General features: G+C 55.2%; 25 protein-coding genes and 1 pseudogene. 24 read left to right on the top strand and 2 right to left on the bottom strand.

What is annotated here, in order from left to right:
- The first annotated feature begins 11 nt into the window (after positions 1-11).
- The 8 genes from DXB00_RS11330 to DXB00_RS11365 all read left to right on the top strand — a co-directional run bounded on the left by DXB00_RS11330 (position 12) and on the right by DXB00_RS11365 (position 8,685).
- A complete protein-coding gene (locus DXB00_RS11330) occupies positions 12-386 on the top strand; it encodes a DUF6673 family protein (protein ID WP_119214941.1) in 375 nt (124 codons plus the stop codon).
- Positions 383-994, top strand: coding sequence for a bacteriophage Gp15 family protein (locus tag DXB00_RS11335; RefSeq protein ID WP_119214942.1), 612 nt, complete (start codon positions 383-385; stop codon positions 992-994). The genes DXB00_RS11330 and DXB00_RS11335 overlap by 4 nt, the downstream gene beginning before the upstream one ends.
- A gap of 185 nt (positions 995-1,179) precedes the next feature.
- Entirely contained in the window at positions 1,180-4,671 is a 3,492-nt protein-coding gene (locus DXB00_RS11340; RefSeq protein ID WP_243107208.1) for a phage tail tape measure protein, read from the top strand.
- A 2-nt stretch (positions 4,672-4,673) separates the two neighbouring features.
- Positions 4,674-5,045 carry a hypothetical protein gene (locus tag DXB00_RS11345; RefSeq protein ID WP_119214943.1) on the top strand — a complete coding sequence of 124 codons (372 nt, stop codon included), beginning with the start codon at positions 4,674-4,676 and terminating at the stop codon, positions 5,043-5,045.
- A gap of 3 nt (positions 5,046-5,048) precedes the next feature.
- Complete coding sequence (locus DXB00_RS11350; protein ID WP_119214944.1) at positions 5,049-6,734, top strand: hypothetical protein; 1,686 nt, start codon at positions 5,049-5,051, stop codon at positions 6,732-6,734.
- A gap of 3 nt (positions 6,735-6,737) precedes the next feature.
- Positions 6,738-7,049: a hypothetical protein gene (locus tag DXB00_RS11355; RefSeq protein ID WP_119214945.1), complete on the top strand. Its 312-nt coding sequence runs from the start codon at positions 6,738-6,740 to the stop codon at positions 7,047-7,049.
- Between the two features lie 152 nt (positions 7,050-7,201).
- The gene (locus DXB00_RS11360) at positions 7,202-7,702 is read left to right on the top strand and encodes an H-type lectin domain-containing protein (protein WP_119214946.1); all 501 of its coding nucleotides are present in this window, start codon (positions 7,202-7,204) and stop codon (positions 7,700-7,702) included.
- Positions 7,702-8,685 carry a hypothetical protein gene (locus tag DXB00_RS11365; protein WP_119214947.1) on the top strand — a complete coding sequence of 328 codons (984 nt, stop codon included), beginning with the start codon at positions 7,702-7,704 and terminating at the stop codon, positions 8,683-8,685. Before DXB00_RS11360 ends, DXB00_RS11365 begins: the two co-directional genes overlap by 1 nt.
- A gap of 182 nt (positions 8,686-8,867) precedes the next feature.
- Here DXB00_RS11365 and DXB00_RS11370 read toward each other — a convergent pair whose 3' ends face one another.
- Positions 8,868-9,716: a hypothetical protein gene (locus tag DXB00_RS11370; RefSeq protein ID WP_147359212.1), complete on the bottom strand. Its 849-nt coding sequence runs from the start codon at positions 9,714-9,716 to the stop codon at positions 8,868-8,870.
- An 86-nt stretch (positions 9,717-9,802) separates the two neighbouring features.
- Here DXB00_RS11370 and xerA point away from each other — a divergent pair, with 86 nt between their 5' ends.
- The 16 genes from xerA (at position 9,803) to DXB00_RS17985 (ending at position 18,208) form a co-directional block, all read left to right on the top strand.
- Positions 9,803-10,783 (top strand): site-specific tyrosine recombinase/integron integrase, encoded by a 981-nt coding sequence (gene xerA, locus DXB00_RS11380; RefSeq protein ID WP_119214950.1) that lies wholly within the window; start codon positions 9,803-9,805, stop codon positions 10,781-10,783.
- A gap of 18 nt (positions 10,784-10,801) precedes the next feature.
- On the top strand, positions 10,802-11,197 hold the full coding sequence (locus DXB00_RS11385; protein ID WP_119214951.1) for a hypothetical protein: 396 nt from the start codon (positions 10,802-10,804) through the stop codon (positions 11,195-11,197).
- A 31-nt stretch (positions 11,198-11,228) separates the two neighbouring features.
- Complete coding sequence (locus tag DXB00_RS16700) at positions 11,229-11,396, top strand: hypothetical protein (RefSeq protein ID WP_199697288.1); 168 nt, start codon at positions 11,229-11,231, stop codon at positions 11,394-11,396.
- Between the two features lie 10 nt (positions 11,397-11,406).
- Complete coding sequence (locus DXB00_RS11390) at positions 11,407-11,862, top strand: phage holin family protein (protein ID WP_119214952.1); 456 nt, start codon at positions 11,407-11,409, stop codon at positions 11,860-11,862.
- The gene (locus DXB00_RS17295) at positions 11,849-12,634 is read left to right on the top strand and encodes an N-acetylmuramoyl-L-alanine amidase (protein WP_119214953.1); all 786 of its coding nucleotides are present in this window, start codon (positions 11,849-11,851) and stop codon (positions 12,632-12,634) included. The genes DXB00_RS11390 and DXB00_RS17295 overlap by 14 nt, the downstream gene beginning before the upstream one ends.
- Positions 12,635-13,231: 597 nt before the next feature.
- The gene (locus tag DXB00_RS11400; RefSeq protein WP_243107209.1) at positions 13,232-13,894 is read left to right on the top strand and encodes a BRO-N domain-containing protein; all 663 of its coding nucleotides are present in this window, start codon (positions 13,232-13,234) and stop codon (positions 13,892-13,894) included.
- Positions 13,788-14,060, top strand: coding sequence for a phage antirepressor KilAC domain-containing protein (locus DXB00_RS17300; RefSeq protein WP_243107210.1), 273 nt, complete (start codon positions 13,788-13,790; stop codon positions 14,058-14,060). The genes DXB00_RS11400 and DXB00_RS17300 overlap by 107 nt, the downstream gene beginning before the upstream one ends.
- Complete coding sequence (locus DXB00_RS16710) at positions 14,057-14,224, top strand: hypothetical protein (protein ID WP_199677322.1); 168 nt, start codon at positions 14,057-14,059, stop codon at positions 14,222-14,224. Before DXB00_RS17300 ends, DXB00_RS16710 begins: the two co-directional genes overlap by 4 nt.
- Positions 14,205-14,591, top strand: coding sequence for a helix-turn-helix domain-containing protein (locus DXB00_RS18270; protein ID WP_243107211.1), 387 nt, complete (start codon positions 14,205-14,207; stop codon positions 14,589-14,591). The genes DXB00_RS16710 and DXB00_RS18270 overlap by 20 nt, the downstream gene beginning before the upstream one ends.
- A 140-nt stretch (positions 14,592-14,731) precedes the next feature.
- Positions 14,732-14,878: a hypothetical protein gene (locus DXB00_RS18275; RefSeq protein WP_243107212.1), complete on the top strand. Its 147-nt coding sequence runs from the start codon at positions 14,732-14,734 to the stop codon at positions 14,876-14,878.
- A complete protein-coding gene (locus DXB00_RS11410) occupies positions 14,875-15,720 on the top strand; it encodes an ATP-binding protein (RefSeq protein WP_118730423.1) in 846 nt (281 codons plus the stop codon). The genes DXB00_RS18275 and DXB00_RS11410 overlap by 4 nt, the downstream gene beginning before the upstream one ends.
- Entirely contained in the window at positions 15,717-15,863 is a 147-nt protein-coding gene (locus DXB00_RS16455; RefSeq protein WP_158578400.1) for a hypothetical protein, read from the top strand. Before DXB00_RS11410 ends, DXB00_RS16455 begins: the two co-directional genes overlap by 4 nt.
- On the top strand, positions 15,796-16,704 hold the full coding sequence (locus DXB00_RS11415) for a ParB/RepB/Spo0J family partition protein (protein WP_118730422.1): 909 nt from the start codon (positions 15,796-15,798) through the stop codon (positions 16,702-16,704). Before DXB00_RS16455 ends, DXB00_RS11415 begins: the two co-directional genes overlap by 68 nt.
- Positions 16,705-16,717: 13 nt before the next feature.
- The gene (locus DXB00_RS11420) at positions 16,718-17,224 is read left to right on the top strand and encodes a hypothetical protein (protein WP_118730421.1); all 507 of its coding nucleotides are present in this window, start codon (positions 16,718-16,720) and stop codon (positions 17,222-17,224) included.
- Between the two features lie 10 nt (positions 17,225-17,234).
- Positions 17,235-17,798 carry a DUF3846 domain-containing protein gene (locus DXB00_RS11425; RefSeq protein WP_243107213.1) on the top strand — a complete coding sequence of 188 codons (564 nt, stop codon included), beginning with the start codon at positions 17,235-17,237 and terminating at the stop codon, positions 17,796-17,798.
- A gap of 89 nt (positions 17,799-17,887) precedes the next feature.
- On the top strand, positions 17,888-18,208 hold the full coding sequence (locus DXB00_RS17985; RefSeq protein WP_330425284.1) for a PcfB family protein: 321 nt from the start codon (positions 17,888-17,890) through the stop codon (positions 18,206-18,208).
- Here DXB00_RS17985 and DXB00_RS11435 read toward each other — a convergent pair.
- Positions 18,147-19,228 (bottom strand): annotated as a pseudogene (locus DXB00_RS11435) (recombinase family protein); the annotation flags it as partial. The gene DXB00_RS17985 and the pseudogene DXB00_RS11435 sit on opposite strands and share 62 nt — an antisense overlap.

The raw sequence follows: 19,228 nt of genomic DNA on the forward strand, positions 1-19,228 counted from the left end.
AGGAGTAAAACATGGTTTTCCGCAATATTGAGGTCGATTTTGACATCTACGATGCAGATACCGCCGAGGTGTACGAGGGTGCGGTGCAGACCGTGCTCGAGAGCGCTGTACCCAAGGAGGGCGAATCGCTTGCCGACGGTATCCGCCGTCAGTGCAATACCGTGTTCGCGTTCTTCGACACGCTGTTCGGTGACGGCTTCCACAAGGAGCTGTTCGGTCAGCGCACCAACATGATGGAATGCCTGCAGGCGTTCAAGGAGTTCCTCGAACTCGTTTCCAAGCAGCGTGAGCAGCTGACCGCGCTGACTGCGGAGATCCAGTCCGCGCGGACGGCTGCACCCAACCGTGCTGCCCGCCGTGCTGCACCGCGTCGCCTGCCGTCGTGAACATTCTGACCGAGGAGCTGCCGGTATGTGTGGAGGTGGGCGGCAGGCGCTGTCCCATCCACACCGCGTTCCATGTGTGGGTGCGGTTTGAACTTGCCATGCAGGACGCCGATCTGTCGGACACGGACAAGGTACGGACGGCGCTCGAGCTGTGCTACCCGACCGTTCCGGCCGACCTCGGTGCAGCGCTGGATGCGCTGCTGTGGTTCTATCGCTGCGGCGAGGACAGCCCGAAAGAGGGCAAGGGAAGCGGCGGCACGCATCACAAGAAAGCGTACTGCTTTGAGCAGGATGCGGACTACATTTACGCCGCGTTCCTGTCCTGCTACGGCATCGACCTGACCGACAGCAATATGCACTGGTGGAAATTCCGTGCGCTGTTCCGTGCTCTGCCGCAGGAGTGCGAGCTGGTCAAGATCATGGGCTACCGCACGGCAGACCTCAAGGGAATGCCCAAGGCGCAGAAGAAGTTCTACGAGAAGATGCGGAAACTCTATGCCCTCACGAACAGTCGCAGCGTAGAAAGCGCAATGAGCCTTGCCGAGCGCGACCGGCAGATGCAGGAATACGTTGCACGCCGGTTTAGGGAAGCGGGTGATACCCATTGAGAAAGTAAAAGTAAAATGTCCTTTTTGCGGCTATTCTATGCCGATCCAGTACGAGCCTAAGACCGCCCAGTGCTCCGGTATCTGGGTACGGTGCAAGGGCCGGAAGTGCAAAAAGGAATTTGAAGTGATTATCAACACCAAGTAGCGCCAGAGTGCCGATGGTGTCCCGTAAAAGAGGTGACACTATGGCCGATGGCTCGGTTATTATTGACATTAAGGGCGATTCCAGTGCGTTTCAAAAGACATTAGGCGGACTGGGTTCGCTGGCAGGCGGCGCCCTCAAGGGTGTCGGCACGGCAGTGGGTGCCGCAACGGCTGCTGTCGGCGGTCTGGCTGCGGCGGCCATCAAGGTCGGCAGCGGCTTTGAGAGCAGTATGTCGCAGGTGGCAGCCACCATGGGCATCACGACCGACGAGATCGCAAACGGCAGCGCAGACTTCGAGCTGCTCAGTCAGGCGGCCAAGGATGCCGGCGCTACGACCGCGTTTTCCGCTTCACAGGCCGCCGAGGCGCTCAACTACCTCGCCCTCGCCGGTTACGACGCCCAGACGGCGGCGGACGCTCTGCCCGCTGTCCTAAACCTTGCAGCGGCGGGCGGTATGGATTTAGCATACGCCTCTGACCTGGCAACCGACGCCATGGCGGCGCTCGGCATTGAGGCGTCCAACGAAAACCTGACCAAGTTCGGTGACCAGATGGCGAAAACCGCCAGCAAGGCCAATACCTCGGTCGCACAGCTCGGTGAGGCCATCCTCACCGTCGGCGGCACGGCAAAGAGCCTTGCAGGCGGTACGGTCGAGCTGAACGCTGCACTCGGCGTGCTCGCCAACCGCGGCATCAAGGGCGCAGAGGGTGGTACGGCGCTGCGAAATGTCATCCTGTCGCTGTCCGCGCCGACCGACAAGGCCGCCGATGCGATGAACTCGCTCGGTCTGAACGTCTACGATGCGGCAGGCAATATGCGCCCGCTCAACGAGGTGTTCAAGGACCTCAACAATTCCATGGCGAACATGACCGAGGGCGAAAAGACCAAGGTGCTCAGCGAGATCTTCAACAAGGTTGACCTCAAATCCGCACAGGCGCTGCTTGCGGGCTGCGGTGATGAGTTCGACAACCTTGCGGATGCCATCGCAAACAGCGGCGGCGCCATGCAGGACATGGCAGACACTCAGCTGGACAACCTGCAGGGCGACATCACCATTCTGCAGTCCGGTCTTGAGGGCCTGGGCATTGCCGCCTACGAGAGCATGAACGGTCCGCTGCGCGAGAGCGTGCAGCTTGCCACCAGTATGGTCGGTGAAATCTCGGATGCGTTCAGCGAGGGCGGCATTACCGCCGCTGTGGGCGCGGTCGGTGATGCACTGGCGCAGATGGTGTCCTACATCGCCGGTCTGGCGCCGCAGATGATAAACGCAGGCGTGCAGCTGCTCACCTCGCTTGTCACGGGCATTCAGTCGAATCTTCCGGCGCTGGTGACGAGCGCACTGGGCATTGTGAACGCTCTGGTGAACGGCATTGCGACCGTCCTGCCGCTGCTGGCGACAACAGCAGTGCAGATCATCACCGCGCTGGCGAACGGTCTGGGTACGGCTCTGCCGACGCTGCTGCCCATCGCGGCACAGGCCATCAACGAACTGGTGCAGGGACTTGTTGCAAACATTCCCACGCTGGTGGCATCGGCGGGCACGCTGCTGAACGGCTTTATCGAGGGCGTTTTAGCAGTGCTGCCGACACTGGTCGAAGCAGCCATCACGCTCATCGAGGGACTGGCGGAGGGTCTGATTGCCGCAATCCCGGTGCTGGTGGCCGCTGTACCGACCATCATTGACGGTCTGGTGTCCGTTCTGGTCAGCGCCGTGCCGCAGATCGTGCAGGCCGGTATCACACTGCTGGTAGCACTCGTGCAGGCGCTGCCGACCATCATCTCGACGATTACAGCCGCACTGCCGCAGATCATCAACAGCATCGTGACAACACTCGTCAGCAACGTGCCGCAGATCGTGCAGGCCGGTATCACACTGCTGGTAGCACTCATTCAGGCATTGCCGACGATTATTTCGACCATCACGGCAGCCTTGCCGCAGATTATCACGGCTGTTGTCAGCACACTGGTTTCCAACGCGCCGCAGATTGCAAGCGCCGGTGTGCAGCTGCTTGTGGCGCTCGTCCGCAACCTGCCGACCATTATCAGCACCATCGTTGCCGCTGTGCCGCAAATTGTTTCCGCGATCGTCAGCGCGTTCCGGGGTCTGATGGGTTCGATCACGTCCATCGGCGTACAGATTGCACAGGGTGTCTGGCAGGGTATTTCCTCGATGGCAGGCTGGCTCAGAAGCAAGGTCAGCAGTTTCTTCTCCGGCATCGTGAACAGCGTTAAGGGTCTGCTGAAGATTCACAGCCCGTCCAAGGTGTTCGCCGAGATCGGCAAGTTTACCATGCTCGGCTTTGCCGCCGGTATGGAGAAAACGCAGGACACTGTACTCAAAACCGCCGAACGGTTGAACAACGCGCTTGTCAAGCAGGAGGAGGATCTCCAGCAGCAGCTCACCGATATGGAAGTTGCCGCGACTAAGCGCAAGGAGGCCGAGAGCGAAAAGGCGTATCAGGATTCTCTGAACGAGAAGTACGCCAAGCTGAAAAAGGCATCCAAGGAAAACGAACAGCAGATTCTTAACGAGATTGCCGAGCTCAAGGAAAAGCACGCCAAGGAACAGTTGGAAAAGGACGAGGCGAACCAGAAAACGGCACTCCAGACCCAGCTGAAAGCCGTGCAGAAGTACCGCGATGAGTACGAGAAAGCGCTCGATGAGATCGAGAAGCGGCAGGACAAGTTTGCTGAGAAACTGGCCGACTACGGCGACCTGTTCGAGAAGACGAGCGGCAAGTTGGGCAACAGCTTCAAGATTCGCGACCTGCAGGACGACATCGACCAGATCAACGCCTTTGGCGATGCACTGCAGGCGCTTAAGGAACGCGACATTCCGGAGGAGCTGCTCTCCGGCATTGCGGACATGAGCCTCGACGACGGTCTGGCGTACAGCCAGAAACTGCTGCAAATGACTGAGGAGCAGTACAACGCCTACATCGTCAAGTGGCAGGAAAAGCAGGCTGCTGCGCAGAGAGTTGCCGCGCAGTTCTATCAGGACCAGCGCACGACACTCCAGAACGATTTTATCGATCGGCTGCCCGAGGATTTAGGCGTGCTGACCGATCAGCTGGAGGACGTCGGCGTTGATGCAATGATGGGCTTTAACGAGGGTCTGGCGGAGGCGGGCAAGACCGCGATCGCAACCGCGCGTTCCATCGCCAACGCCATCATCCGCGAGATGCAGCGTGCCATGGACATCCACAGCCCGTCCCGCAAGATGCGCGATCTGGTCGGCGTACCGACCGCGCAGGGCTTTATCGTCGGTTTCGAGGGCGAGCTGGACGGCTGGGGGCGCAAGATGCAGAACGCCGTTGCCGCAGAAACCGGCAAAATCAGCGTAGCCGCAGCCGCTCAGAGCGAGGGCAGAGCCGCCGCTGGCGGTGTCACCCGTGAGGTGCACAACAGCACGAAAACGGTCGAGAAGGTCGCCCGCATCGAGGGGGACGGCGTGACCGGTGAGCTGGTCCGTATGCTCGGCCTGCGGCTCAAGGAAGAAGATAACCGCGTAGGCGATACACTGGAGGATTGAGCATGAATATCAAACTGAACGGCACCGTCTACGCGGTCGGTGTGGCTTCGGTGTCGCGCACGCTGCGGCGCACGGAGAAATACCGTGTGACAACCGAGGACGGCCGCACCCATCGAGAGGTGCAGGCCACCTACATGGATTTCGCGCTGAACCTCGGCAGCTTCGGTGCGGCAGAGTACGACCGATTGATGGCGCTGCTGCGCTCGACGACCGACGATATTGCCGTAGAGCTGCCGAGCAGCCACACCGGCACGGAAACCTATGTCGGCGCATTCGACAGCGTTTCCGACGAGATCATCACCGAGGACGAGGACGGCGTTCTGTGGGACAACCTCACGCTGTCCTTTACCGGCACCGAGCCGCTGGGGGTGTAGCCGATGAAAACGACCTGTGAGTTCCGGTTCGGGTTCTGGGACGTAACGGCGAGAGGGGACGCGCACTTTGCCGTGTCGCAGAATCAGGACTATGCCCGTATCGAGGACATCAACGCGGAGGACCCGATCGTGTTCCCGAATGTCGCCACACTCGAGCCGGATTTCGGCTTTCCGCTGGACGGCTCGAAGGAGTGGCTGCCGGATAACGCCCGCCTGACACAGTGGGGATGGTGGAGCACCGACCTATCCGGCGGCGACCTGACCTTTTCCAACCCGCCCACGCTGACCGTCACGTTCTACAACGAGGACGGCACGCCGACACCGCACAGCAGTGCCGGTATTACGTTCACATTCGTTGCCACGCTGCCTAAGACCGTGAACATCAAATGGTACGGCTATGATGGCGGCCTGCTGGCTGACAAGGACTTCACGCCTGATCGATTCGATTATTTCTGCGACTGGCAGGTTGAGGACTACTACAAGGTGGTCGTGACAGTGAAATCCATGAAGTACGCGCACCGGTTTTTCCGTGCCTCGAGTATCCTGTTCGGTGTGCTTGAGATTCTGGACGATGCGCGTGTTACCTCGGCAAATCTCACAGAGGAGATCAGTCCGGTGGCGCTCACGCTGCCGATCAACAAGGCGGAGGTGTCGTTCTATACGCCGAACAGCCGGTTTGCTCTGCTCGATCCGGCAGGCGCGTATCGCCTGTTTCAGTGGAAGCAGGAGCTGACCGCCTACAAGACCGTGGACAGCACGCGCACCATGCTCGGCAAGTATTATCTGCAGGAAGCAACCGGCACGGTGGATGCGGTGACCGCACTCTCGTGCGTGGATATGATCGGAGTGCTGGATACCGTTGAGTACAAAGGCGGTATCTACGAGAAAACGCTGGTCAGCGACCTGCTGGACGATATTCTCACGCCGGAGAACGTGGAGTTTGCACTCGACAAGGCGTTTGACGGTGTGACACTCACCGGCTACCTTGCCATTGGCTCCAAGCGGACGGCGCTGCAGCAGATCGCGTTTGCAATCGGTGCGGTGGTCGATACGGCACGGACGGAAATCGTGCGGTTCTATCCGGCACCGAGCGAAATTACCAAGACCATCACACCGGAACGGAAGATCGTCGGGCACAAAATTACGATGGAGGCGCTTGTCACGCAGGTGGACATCACCGCGCACCAGTACACGCTCATCACGGACGAGGTGAAGGAGCTGAACAAGGCGACCTTTGAGGTCGGGGAGCATACGGTCACGTTTTCCTCGCCGGTTTCGGTGACTTCGGTTTCCGGTGCGGCTATCGTGGAGAAGCACCCGAACTACTGCATTGTGAACGTCACCAAGGCCGGAGAGGTCATTCTGTCCGGTTACGGGTACGAGGACACGAAGACGGTTTACACGGTCAAGACCGAACCGCTGCCTGCCGGTGCCAAGGCCAGTGCAAAGAGCGTCACGAGCGCCACACTGGTTGACCCGGGCAAAGCGCAGGACGTCGCCCGGCGGCTGTACGACTATTATCAGCTGCGCTATACCGACGAGGGACAGATCCTGCCCGGACAGGAGCAGGCCGCAGAGCGGGCAGAGGTGTCCAGTCTGGGCGGGCGCACGCTGACCGGCTATATCCAGCGCGTTGTGACCGACCTGTCCGGCGGCGGTCTGGAAACCATTACGCTGAGAGGACGGTAACGCATGAGTATTATCGACACGCTTATCACAAACCGCACCCGGGGCGATTACTACAACATTACCGACCTCAACCGTGTCGGGCAGGCCATGCGGTACGTTGCCGCACGGCTGCGTGCCTGCGGCTTTGATGTGGTAGTCACGCCGCGGACGGACTGGGTGTGGACGGACAGAGCCACACCGGCAGCCGCCAAGCGGTACCTGAACAATCTGCGGCTTATCCGCAAGGCACTTGTGCTGTTCGCGAGCACGCCGAACGTACCGAGCGGCAAGCGGCCGTTCACGCTGATGAGGCCAATGACATTGAGAAAATTCTGATCGACGCAGAGGACATGGTGCAGCGCACGATGCAGTGCTGGTACTTCTGCGGCGATCTGTACGCCGGGGAGGTGTGAAATGAGAGCAAGACAAGCCTGAATCCGGGCCGTATCAAGCTGACGTTTGAGGACGGCTCGACCAAATACGCCGTCATGGAGCGTGCGGACAATCCTGTTGTCGAGGGTGATCCGCTCAATCCGTACACGCTGCTGAAAGATGAAACATGCACCATGCTCGGCGGCGATCCTGAAACCATGGTGCCGGACGATGCATTTCAGATGCTCGCGGCGCTTGCGGCCAGCGGCGGCGGTTCCGGTGACGTTGGCGAGCTGGAGGACACCGCCTTTGTGGTCGGCACGTTTACCAACAGCGGCGCGGGTTGGAATACGTTCAAGTTTCGTCAGCCGTTTGAGGGCGTGCCAAACGTCGTGTGCCAAGCCGAAGCCTTTGACGGTATCGTGCAGGTGCAGAACGTGACAAAGGACGGCTTCCAGTATTGCTTGCGGACACAGGCAAGCGGAACGTACTACGTCGGCGCAAGCACCGGAACCACGCCGTCCCACTCGGCGGCAACGCTCGTGACTGGCACGACAACGACGGCAACCGCCGTGAAAATTAACTATATTGCAGTCGAATTTGGAGGTGAACGGTAATGTTAGGCGTAAATCAGCTTGACTTTATCAACTATTGCAATGCCCTGAAAGGCAACTATCGCAAGGGCGTACACAAGATGGAAACACTGCTCGAAAATCCGACCCACGCGAAAGAGTTTGCAAGCAATCTCGGCGGTGTGTCTGTCGTGCTGGGTACGCCGGTAGGCAAGGAGGACCGCAACAGTGAAACACTGCGCTCTATGCTGCTGGCCAGCGATGTGGCGAACGATGCCGTCTATACATGGATGGGTCAGTATTACGAGTTCGACAGCTGGGATGAGCTGCTCGGCGATGAGGATCGCTGCAAGGCGATGATGGCGAACGAACTGCTGTGGCGTGCGCTGTCTGCCAGCGGCGTGGCGATGGGCAAGACCGTGGCAACGCTCGCGGGCCTGTCCTGCAGCGCGTATGACGATATGAGCGCGGTCGCTGCATCTTCGACCGCTATGACGGCTATTGCATCGTCCCAGACCGCTATGGCGGCTATCTTCCGAAGCAGCACCGCTATGACGGCCGTACAGAACAATGCCTCTGCGTGGGCAATCTTTAGCAACGCAAGCAGCGCTGTAATGGGTAAGACTGTAGCAGAGCTGGCCGGACTGAATCCGAGCGGCTATGCGGACATGAACGCGATTGCATCGTCTTCGACCGCTATGGCGGCTATTGCCACATCAAGCACGGCAATGTCTGCGATTTCGGCTTCTACCACGGCTATTAACGCCCTCAAGGCATCGCCGTTGTTGGTTGCTAAAACAAAGTCCGGGAATAATTGGACTACGGAAACGGTTCGATCTGGTCGAGGTATTGCGGTTTATATCTATGGCGCCAGTGTTAGCGGAGGTAATGGTTGGGTCAAAACGGATAATGTTCAGACTACGTTTTCCTCTAACGGAACTAACCAGAATCTGCTCAAAGCGTTTCAAACTTCGCTCTCTGTATACTGGTATCAAAACAGCTCTACATTGTACTATATCCCCTGCTAAAAGGCTCTTATTAGGTACGCATTAACATTCTAATGCGCACGCAACCGCTGCGATAACGCCGTATTCACCGACTTTCTCGGTTGTTTTGTAGTATTAAGCCGTAACATTCAGCTAAAACAGGCTCATAAGCGCCTATATAGAGCTGAGTGGTACGTCTTAGAATGTTAATACGCAGTAAAATACTACTTGGCAAAGGCGAAAATACCGCAGCAGTAAGCGTCGCCGTTCTCGGTAAATGTGCAGCCGCCAATGCAGATATATTTAGCTTGTACGCCGCCAGTAGTGTAGTCGTCGGTGCTTTGACCGCCACCGGCTCTCGTGCTGATACTGCCTGCCGTAGTTTTCGTCTGAAGATGTGCAACGGTACCGGTAACGGAATTTCCGTTGCTCCATGCACCGATTTTCTTGCACAAGAATACAGATTCATTTGCGGTCGCGGTAGTATCGGTATTGCCGCCGGAAATAGCGCGTTTAGCTCCAGAATCAATATTGTCGAACTTCTGGCTGAAATAAGTGCTGTTTCCAACGGTAGAAAGCAATTTATCGTAATTACTCTGTAAATACGAACTTCCGGCAAGTTGAGTGCGTGCTGTACTGTTCTTCAGTGCCGCATTGAACGCCAATGCAGACGAGCATACCGCCGTCATAGCGGTCTGGGATGCAGCTACCGCTGCCATGTTGGCATAGTCTGCCGGCTTCAGACCGGCAGCGCCGACAGCATACTTTGCAGTTGCCATGTCGGATGCTGCGATTGCGTCCTTCGCTACCTGCGACTTCTCGATAGCCGCCCTAGCGGTCTGGGACGAAGCCACAGCCGTCATAGCGGTCTGGGACGAAGCCACGGCCGCCATAGCGGTCGAAGACGACACCACAGTGTTAAGTGCAGATGCGTTGTTGATAACAGCGGTAAGTGCAGTCTTGTTATTTGCTACCGCCGCCATAGCGGTCTGGGACGAAGCCACAGCCGTCATAGCGGTCGAGGACGACACTACAGCGTTGAGTGCTGTACTGTTGTTAATTACCGCCGCCATAGCGGTCTAATGCGCACAAAAACGCCCTGATTTTCGGGTTTCGTGTATAATGAAAGATACACCAAATCCGAAAGGGGATACACGTTATGAACGCAAAAACAGAACTCGCAAAGCGGCTTTCCGAAACTTTTTCCGGAGGTATGCCTGTGACCGCCGAAGCGCTCGCCGCGATCTTAAAGGACTATTCTATCACGAAAGAATCGGACGAACAGCGCAGCGATCTGCACCGCAGGATCAAGTATTATCTGGGCGCGAAACGCATTGACGGCTTATCCGACAAGACCCTGGGGAACTACCGCTGCAACCTCGAAATGTTTGCCGCCAGGGTGAACAAGAGCGCTGCCAAGGTAACGACTGACGACATCCGCGGCTATATTTCGTACCTCGATGAAACGCGCCACCTGAAAGACACGTCGCTGCAAACGCACATCAACACACTGCGTGCGTTTTTCGGGTGGCTTCATGTCGAGGAGAAGATCAAGAAGAACCCGATGAGCAAGATCAAGTCCTTGAAATTGGACAAGAAGGGCGCCCGCCAGGCGCTGACCGTCGAAGAACTGGAACGCCTGCGCGATGCCTGCAAGACGTACCGGGAGAAAGCGCTGATCGAGTTCCTTGTGTCTACCGGCTGCCGCTTGAGCGAAGTCGCGCAGCTGCGTGCGGCGGATCTCAATCTCGCAGATCGGTCGGTGCAGGTCACCGGCAAGGGCGACAAAGACCGTGTGGTGTACTTCTCGGTTCGCGCACGCCTGATGATTGAGGAGTACATGATGCAGCGCAAGGGCGGTGACGGTCTGTTTGTTTCTAGCAAATCGCCGTATGAGCCGCTCAAGCCGCGTGCCATTCAGCGCATCGTCCACAGCCTGAGCGAGCGCGCCGGACTGGAGGGCAGGGTACACCCGCATCTGCTCCGGCACACGTTTGCGACCCATGCGCTCAACGGCGGCATGGACGTAACCGTCATCCAGCGGCTGCTCGGTCACGAGGACATTGCAACGACACAGATCTACGCCGAACTGAACGAGGAAGGTGTACGGCATCAATACAATAAGTATGTGGCGAACTGACCACAGAAAGGGGTAACCATGAAAGTAAATGACATCAAAGCTCTGGACTACCGGACCGACGGCGACCTGCTGACGATCCCGTTTGCGGATACGTCGGTCGAGGCCGTGCTTGCACTGGATTCCGCTGTTCTCACGGTCAAAACCGACGACGGCGACACGGTGGAAGTGCTTGCCGGCTACGCGTTGCGTTCGGTCACGGTGGACGCGAAGGACCCGACCAGTGTGACGGCTGTTCTCACCCGTGCGGTGGACGGCACAGCGGCGGCACTGGACGCGCTCACGGCGCAGCTGACGCAGAGCGAGAAGGAGAACAAGCTGCTCAAGGCGCAGGTCAACGCCGCGACCGAGCGCAGCGATTTTATCGAGGACTGCATCGCAGAGATGGCCGTTCAGGTCTACAGCGATGAAGTTTAATATTCTACATTCATTAGAAAGGTTGGTAAGTATGATGGCAATGTTTTTCGCACAGAGAGTGATCCTCGGCAAGACGAAGTTCGACGAGGTGCCCAAGGCACTCAAGACCAAGGTAGCGGAGATCCTGCTCGACAGCGGTCTGCCTGAGCTGGTACCGTCCGAGTTCGGCGGCACGGCTGACGACGTGGAGGCGAAGTAAGGAGGAGCGCATGGACGCTGTACACATTAAAAACTGCGTGCTTGCGGCGTTTGCGGCGGTGGGAACCGTCGCAGCGCAGGCACTGGGAGGTTGGGACGCTGCTATGCAGGTATTAGTGGCCTTGATGGCCGCAGATTATTTGACCGGTGTTCTGGTAGCAGCCGTCTGGCAGCGTTCCCGCAAGACGGAGAGCGGCGCACTGGACAGCAAGGCCGGTTACATTGGTCTGCTCAAGAAGGGCATGATTCTGCTGGTCGTGTGGCTGGGCGTGCTGCTCGACAATGCACTTGGGGAAACGTACATCCGCATGGCAGTTATGCTGTTCTTCGTCGGCAATGAGGGATTGAGTCTGTTAGAGAACCTCGGCCTGATGGGCGTACCGTTCCCGGCGTTCCTCGAGCGAGCACTCGAGGCTCTGCGTGAGCAGGGCGACAACGGAAAGGGTGGTAGTAATGCAAATCCATGACGCAAACTTAAAGCACAACGGCAACTGGTCGTACCGCAACAGTACGTCCGAAATTATCCTGCACCACGCCGAGGCAAGCCACGCATCGGTTGAAGATATCAACCAGTGGCACCTTGAGCGCGGATGGGCAGGTATCGGTTACAACTACTATGTCCGTAAGGACGGTACCATCTGGCGCGGCCGTCCTGAATGGGCTGTTGGTGCCCATGCAAAGGGCCACAACGACAAGTCCATCGGTATATGTTGTGAGGGCGCTTACATGGTGGAAACCATGCCCGCCGCACAGCTGGCTGCGCTCAAGGACCTCATCCGCGACATCATGAGCCGCTACGGCAAGCTCAAGCTGCTCCGTCACAAGGATGTCAACGAAACCGACTGTCCGGGTGTCAATTTCCCCTGGGCAGAGGTGCAGAAGTATGCCGAGCCTGAGAAGAAAGAGGAGGACAAGATCGTGGTCGAGAAGAAGAACATCATGCTCAACGGCAAGACGTACACCTGCGAGTGCATCACCAAGGATGAGGTAAACTACATCAAGATGCGCTCTCTGGAGCAGGCAGGCTTTGCGGTCAGCTACGATGCAATCCGTAAACTGCCGAGCATTACCGCACCGCAGTGCCGCACGTTCGTTCCGGACGGTACCGCCGAGGTGCAGGCCGCCATCGACACTGTGCAGGAGGTTGCCGGTCTGGAGGAGCAGACCATCGAGTATCTGCTGCGGTACCAGTACGGCGAACAGCTGATCCGCAAGCTGGCCGAGGCGATGGAGAAGTAACTCGACTGTGCCGGGAATCTGACGACAAATTGACGACACGAGGGCATAAAAAGGTACGAGAAAGTGCAAAAGTCAACTTTCCAAAATACACGATTTTGGAACTTGCGTGCGTTTCAAAAACGCGAAAGCGTGCGTTTAATGTGCGATTTGTGTCGATTTTTGCGAGAATTGAATACCACGCAGTTTAGCGCCTTGCGGAGAAGTACGGTCTCAAAGCAGCTCGTCGCGCTCCGCAGTTCTCCAAGCGCTAATCTACAGCTTAATAATGCTAAAAAAGTCCGGAAATACACCATTTTCCGGGCTTTTCTATATCCAAAATTCTGTCTGGCCTGTTCGGTTTTGATGGAATTTGAACGTAAATTTATGGGTTTATAGTGGCCAAATTACTGGTGGACAAGCCCATTCTGACCTCTTATGGGTTAAATTACTGGTGGACAATAGGAGAAAATGATGTCCAATTTTGCCGTCAACGGACGAACACATACTTGACTGATTTACATAGAGCCTTGGCTCATTCTTTGAAAACGAGAATGGGTCGAGGCTCTATTTTTTTCGCCCGAAATCCGGCGAGACAAATACGAGCAGGAGGTAACAGGTATGACGGATTTCAATCAGAAGACCCATGACACCGATGTGGGCAGTCATGGCGGACAGTTGAGGCAGATGATGGAGGTGTTTGAGAACCAGGAGTTTGGTTCGATCCGGTTGTTACAGGAGGCGGGCAAGACCTTCTTTTGTGCAAGCGATGTGGCAAAAGCGTTGGGGTATGTGAATCCCTACGCCGCTGTGAAGCGCCATTGCAGAGGCCCCCTAACGAAACGCGAGGGGGGCGTTCAGAAGGTGAATCAGTATGGAGGTGCTGGAGAGCAGGTCGTTGAAATTTCCTTTATCACAGAAGGCGATGTTTACAGGCTGATCGTTCACAGCAAACTGCCATCGGCAGAACGATTTGAACACTGGGTGTTTGATGAAGTTCTCCCTTCCATCCGCAAGCATGGTGTGTATATGAGCGATTCCATTTTGGATCAGGTGATTCAGCATCCGGATGTCATCTACACTCTGGCGCAGGAGCTTGTAGCGAGAGAGAGCAGCTTGAGGGTATCCGTAAACAACTGGATCCGGCGCAGCCAAGGCAGACTACTTCGACACCTTTGTGAACTCGGAGGATTGCACCTGCATCCGGAATTTCTGTCAGGAAATCGGAATCCCGGAGAAGACGGCAGTGGCTCTCTTACTGGATCATCGCTATCTGTATCGTAGTCCAAGCGGCTGGTTGATGCCTTTTGCAGACAAATCTGCAAGGGGCTATTTTATTGTCCGGGATTGCTACGGCAGAAGCGGAAAACTGGTACAGCAGACGAGAGTGACCTGCAAGGGAAAGAATCATCTCTTCAAGTTGTTTAAGAAATGGGGTGTGATCGAATGACGCTTTTTACAGAGGGACGACTTCAGGCATTTGAACGCATGATGCAGGATACCGGCAAATACCATCGCCGGGAGGACAGCGAAGATTGTCCGCGTAAATGTCCAAAGAAAAAAGCGGAGCCTGCGAAAAAGGGTGGTGAGCACCATGCCGGTATTCAGGGTTGAGAAAAACAGCAATTACACAACGATGTGCAATTACCACCTGCGGGATCAGGGTCTCAGCCTGAAAGGAAAAGGACTTCTCTCTATGCTGCTCAGTTTGCCGGACACATGGAACTATTCGGTACGGGGATTATCTTCGATTACGCCGGACGGCGTAGATGGAGTGCTTACGGCTCTGAAAGGGCTGGAGCGTCTTGGGTATCTGGAAAGGAACCAGCAGCGTGAGAGCAACGGTCGGATGGGCAGAGCAGAGTATGTGATTTATGAGATGCCGAGGAAAAAGCCGTGTTCGGAATCACCGTGTACGGAAAAGCCGTATACGGTAATCCGGATACGGACACACCGGTTACGGAAAATCCCGCGCAATTAAGTACTAATAGAACAAGTACTGAAACAATCAATAAAAGAGAGAAGAAGGAAATCCAGCACCGGTATAGATCATATGAAAATGTCCTTCTCTCTGACACAGAATACGGAAAGCTCCGGCAGGAGTTTCCAGGTGATTATCAGATGCGGGTGGAACGGCTCTCTGAGTATATGGCCTCCACCGGCAAAAGCTACAAAAATCACCTTGCCACAATCCGGAGCTGGGCAAAGAGAGAAAAGCCGAAGTATAACCCGGCAGACTACACATTTGAGGAAGGAGACAGCCTATGAGCGATATGGTGCCCGAAGTTTTGAATGCGGCGTTGGATTCGTTCTTTACGCCGAAAGAACCCGGAGAGCAGGAATACCAGGGCGAGGATGGTCTGCTGTATTGTCGGAGCTGCCACACGCCGGTGCAGTGCAGGGTAAAGCTCTGGGGCAGAGACAAGATTGTTCCCTGCCTTTGCAGATGCCAGCAGGAAGCGATGGCGGAGAAGAAACGCCAGGATGAGCTGCTGGAGCGGCAGCGTAAAATCAGGCAACTGAAAGCAACTGGGATTCAGGAAAAGCATCTTCTGGAATGGAATTTTGCCGTTGCAGAGGACAATAAGGATATCCAGATGGCAAAACGCTATGTGGAGCAGTGGAAAAAGGTCAAGGCTGAAAACCTTGGCCTTTTGTTATGGGGAGATGTCGGAACCGGAAAGTCCTTTGTGACGGCATGTATTGCCAATGCGCTGCTGGAACAGGGAATTTCGGTTTTGATGACGAACTTCTCCAAAATCCTGAACCAGATGGGAGCCATGTATTCGGAAGAACGATATCGGTATATCGCTTCGTTTTCCAACTATTCTTTGTTGATTCTGGATGATCTTGGGGTTGAGCGCAGCACCGAATATGCGTTGGAGCAGGTTTATGCTGTCATTGATGAGCGGTACAAGTCCGGGCTTCCGGTCATTATCACAACCAATCTAAAGATTGCAGAAATCCGCAATCCGCAGGATGTGACATACGCCCGGATTTACAGCAGGATTCTGGAAATGTGTACGCCGGTGCGAATCAGCGGAGAGGACCGCAGAAAGAGCATTGGAAAAGAAAAACAGCAGGTCGTTAAGGAGGTACTTGATCTATGAAGTGCAAGGTAAAAAAGGCGTTTTTCGCAGGTAAGAATGACATCTATCACCGCTGGAAGGAGGTTAAGAAGCTGAATGGCAAAAGCAAAAACCAGTATTACAACAGAAAACCGCAGTGGCTCAGCTGCCGACGCTGCGGCTAAGGAGCAGCGGACGGAGATGCCGCTTTCTGACCTGCATCCCTTTGAAGGGCATCCCTTTAAGGTGCTGGACGATGAGCTGATGGAACAGACCGTGGAGAGTATCAGGCAGATTGGTGTAGTATCACCGCTGATTGTACGGCCTGACCCGGAAGGCGGATTTGAAATTCTTTCGGGACACCGTAGGCTTCATGCAGCACAGCTGGCAGGTTTGGAGACAGTGCCGGTCATCGTCAAGGAAATGGATGATGATGCGGCAATCATCTTTATGGTGGACAGCAACTTGCAGCGGGAAAATATCCTTCCCAGTGAGAGAGCTTTTTCTTACAAGATGAAGTTGGAGGCAATGAAACATCAGGGTCAGAGAAAAGATTTGACTTCGGAGCAATTTGCACCGAAGTTGTCTACGGAGATTATTGGTGAAGCTGTTGGAATGAGTAAGGATACGGTTAAACGCTATATCCGCCTTACCAACCTGATTCCTGAAATTTTGGATATGGTGGATGAGAAGAAAATCGCCTTCAATCCGGCGGTAGAGTTGTCTTACCTGAAAGCGTCCGAACAAAAAGAATTTCTGGAGGCAATGGACTATGCACAGGCATCTCCATCCCTGTCGCAGGCGCAGCGGCTGAAAAAGCTCTCGCAGGAGGGCGGCTGCAACTTGGATGCCATGTGTGAAGTGATGAATGAAATCAAAAAGGATGAGCTTGACCATGTGACGATTAAAAACGAGGTTCTTCGGAAGTATTTCCCGAAATCCTATACGCCGAAGCAAATGCAGGACACGATTATCCGGCTGCTGGAAAAGTGGCAGCGAAGTAAACAACGAGATATGGAACGATAAGAAGGAGATTTTTATGATGATGAACTTTAAGAAGAATCAGAACAACGCGGTGTGCAGCATGGACTGTAAGAACTGCCCCAACGGTGCAGCGCAGCCGAATCCGATGGATGATCCCATGTTTGAGAAGTCCATTGCGATGCTTCATAACTGGTTGATGCTGGAGGCAATCCGTGAAGATCACCCGAAGGAGCGCATTGTAATGGTGCTCCTGCCGGGGGCAGGCGGCGAACTTCTGACCGAGGACGGCAGTCGAGATATCTTTGAGGATGTTTATGATGAGATGGAGGCTGATCTGGTGGCAGATGGGGAACTGCTTCTCCATTATGATAAGAGCGATGTGATCGAGACTGACAGAACCCGCTATCTGCTGGGAGCTGCGGAAGTTTCGGAAATCGACCAGAACGGCAACGAATGCAGCATCAATCTGTTTACGCTGGAGCGCACCATCGACTATGTGAGCGAAAACCTGACGGTGGTTTCCATTGGCGGCGAGCTGGTTCCGGCACTGCGCTTGATCTAAGGAGGAGCCTATGAAGAAATTCGATGTGGAGATTACGGAAACTCTCCAAAGAAAGGTTTCTGTGGAAGCTGCCTCACAGGAAGACGCGGAACGCATGGTGATGCAGGCATGGAACAATCGGGACTATGTTCTGGATTCCGGCGATTTCACCAGCGTGGACTTAAAGACTGTGGGAGAACATGAACTGGCGGAGAACAGAACAATGGATGTGCTGCTGGTGCAGCCCAACGCCTACCCGAAGAAAATCAGTGTTGGCACGGAACTGGAAGATTTGCAGACTATGGTCGGCGGCGATATTGAAGTGACCTATCCTTTCGAGGATGAAGTGGCCGTTATTCTGAATGAATCCGGCAAAATCAATGGCCTGCCACTGAACCGTGCGATTTACACCGAAGACGGGGATATGCAGGACATTTATGCCGGTGATTTTCTGGTGGTTGGGCTGACAGAGGATGACTTTGGTTCTCTGACTTCGGAGCAGATGCAGAAATTTGAGGAACAGTTCCATCAGCCCAGATGTTCGTTCGCATGGGGCGCAGCATCATGGCGATTCCGGTTCCGGATGACATGGTGAAGAAGATGGAGGAAAAGGCTGCGAAGCCTTTGGAAAAGAGCAAGCCGGCACCGGACCGGGACAGTTTGTAAGGAAGGAGGCGGAGATTCATGCAGGAAGAAGTTGAAAATCGTACCGTCAATCTGGCAATCAGTACCACGAAACTGACCTTTCGCACCATCGTGAATGGATATAATGCGTGGAAACGACACCATCAGGCGAAGGTGGCTCAGAAAACAGCGCAGCTGCCGATTGGAAAGCAGAGCATCAAAGAGCTGATCGGTCAGAATCAGGGAGTCAGCAGTATTCCCATTGAGAAAACGGATTTGAAAGGCTTTGAACAGGTGGCGCGGAAATACGGTGTAGATGCAGGACTTCCAGCTCGGAAACTCTCTGCTTTGCTGTGGCAAGGCGTGTCCGCTGTTTCCTGACCTCTGCCGTCTGCTGGCTGGACTGTGCTTCCTGCACCACACGGACAAACTCGGCTCCGTCATGCTTGGCATATTCTGCAATGGCTTTCAGCATTTCAGAGACAAGGGACAGTACCACATCTTCATTGATACGGTGCTGGGTCTTGCAGAGTGTCCCGCAAGGAACTTTTGTGTACTGTGAGCAGGTGTATTGAGAAATGCGCTTGCCGTTGTTGGTGCGGTGGACATACATCTTGCCGCCGCAATCGGCACAATAAAGCAAGCCTGTGAGGGGAGCTGCTTCGCCCCAGCCGTCCGGGTAGCGTCTGACATTCCCACGGATTTTCTGCACAAGGTCAAAGGTCTGCTGGTCAATGATAGGTTCATGGGTATTCTCGAAAATTGTCCATTCGTCCTCCGGGACATAATGGCTTTTCTTGTCCTTGAAGTGCTTTCGGGTCTTAAAATTGATGGTGTGTCCCAGATACTCACGCTTTTCAAGAATGTTGCAAATGGTGGAAGAACCCCAGCCGTACACATCTTTGAAAGTCTTATTCTTGTTCACGCCCTCGCCGTGCTGGGCAAGGTAAGCGGACGGAATGAGGATTTTTTCTTCTTTCAGCTTGCTGGCGATCTGATACGGACCGTAGCCCTCAATCGTCATGGCAAAGATACGCTTGACCACCTCTGCGGCTTCGGGGTCAACCAACCATTGGTCTCTGGCTTCGTTCCAGAGATAGCCGTAAATGACTGTGCCTGTGAGGTGCTTGCCGGACTTGCCTTTGGACTGGAAAGTGGAACGGATTTTACGGCTGGTGTCTCTGGCGTAATACTCGTTCATAATGTTGCGGAAAGGGGTAAAATCATCGTCCCCTCTGGCGCTGTCCACGCCGTCATTGATGGCGATAAGGCGAACGCCACGCTGACGCAGAATTTCCATAATCTGACCGACTTTCAGATAGTCACGACCCATGCGGCTCATGTCCTTGATACACAGATACTCCACATTTCCGGCTTCAACCTCTTTCATCATTGCCAGAA

Source organism: Butyricicoccus sp. OF10-2 (assembly GCF_003481925.1).
Classification (GTDB): Bacteria; Bacillota; Clostridia; order Oscillospirales; family Butyricicoccaceae; genus Agathobaculum; species Agathobaculum butyriciproducens.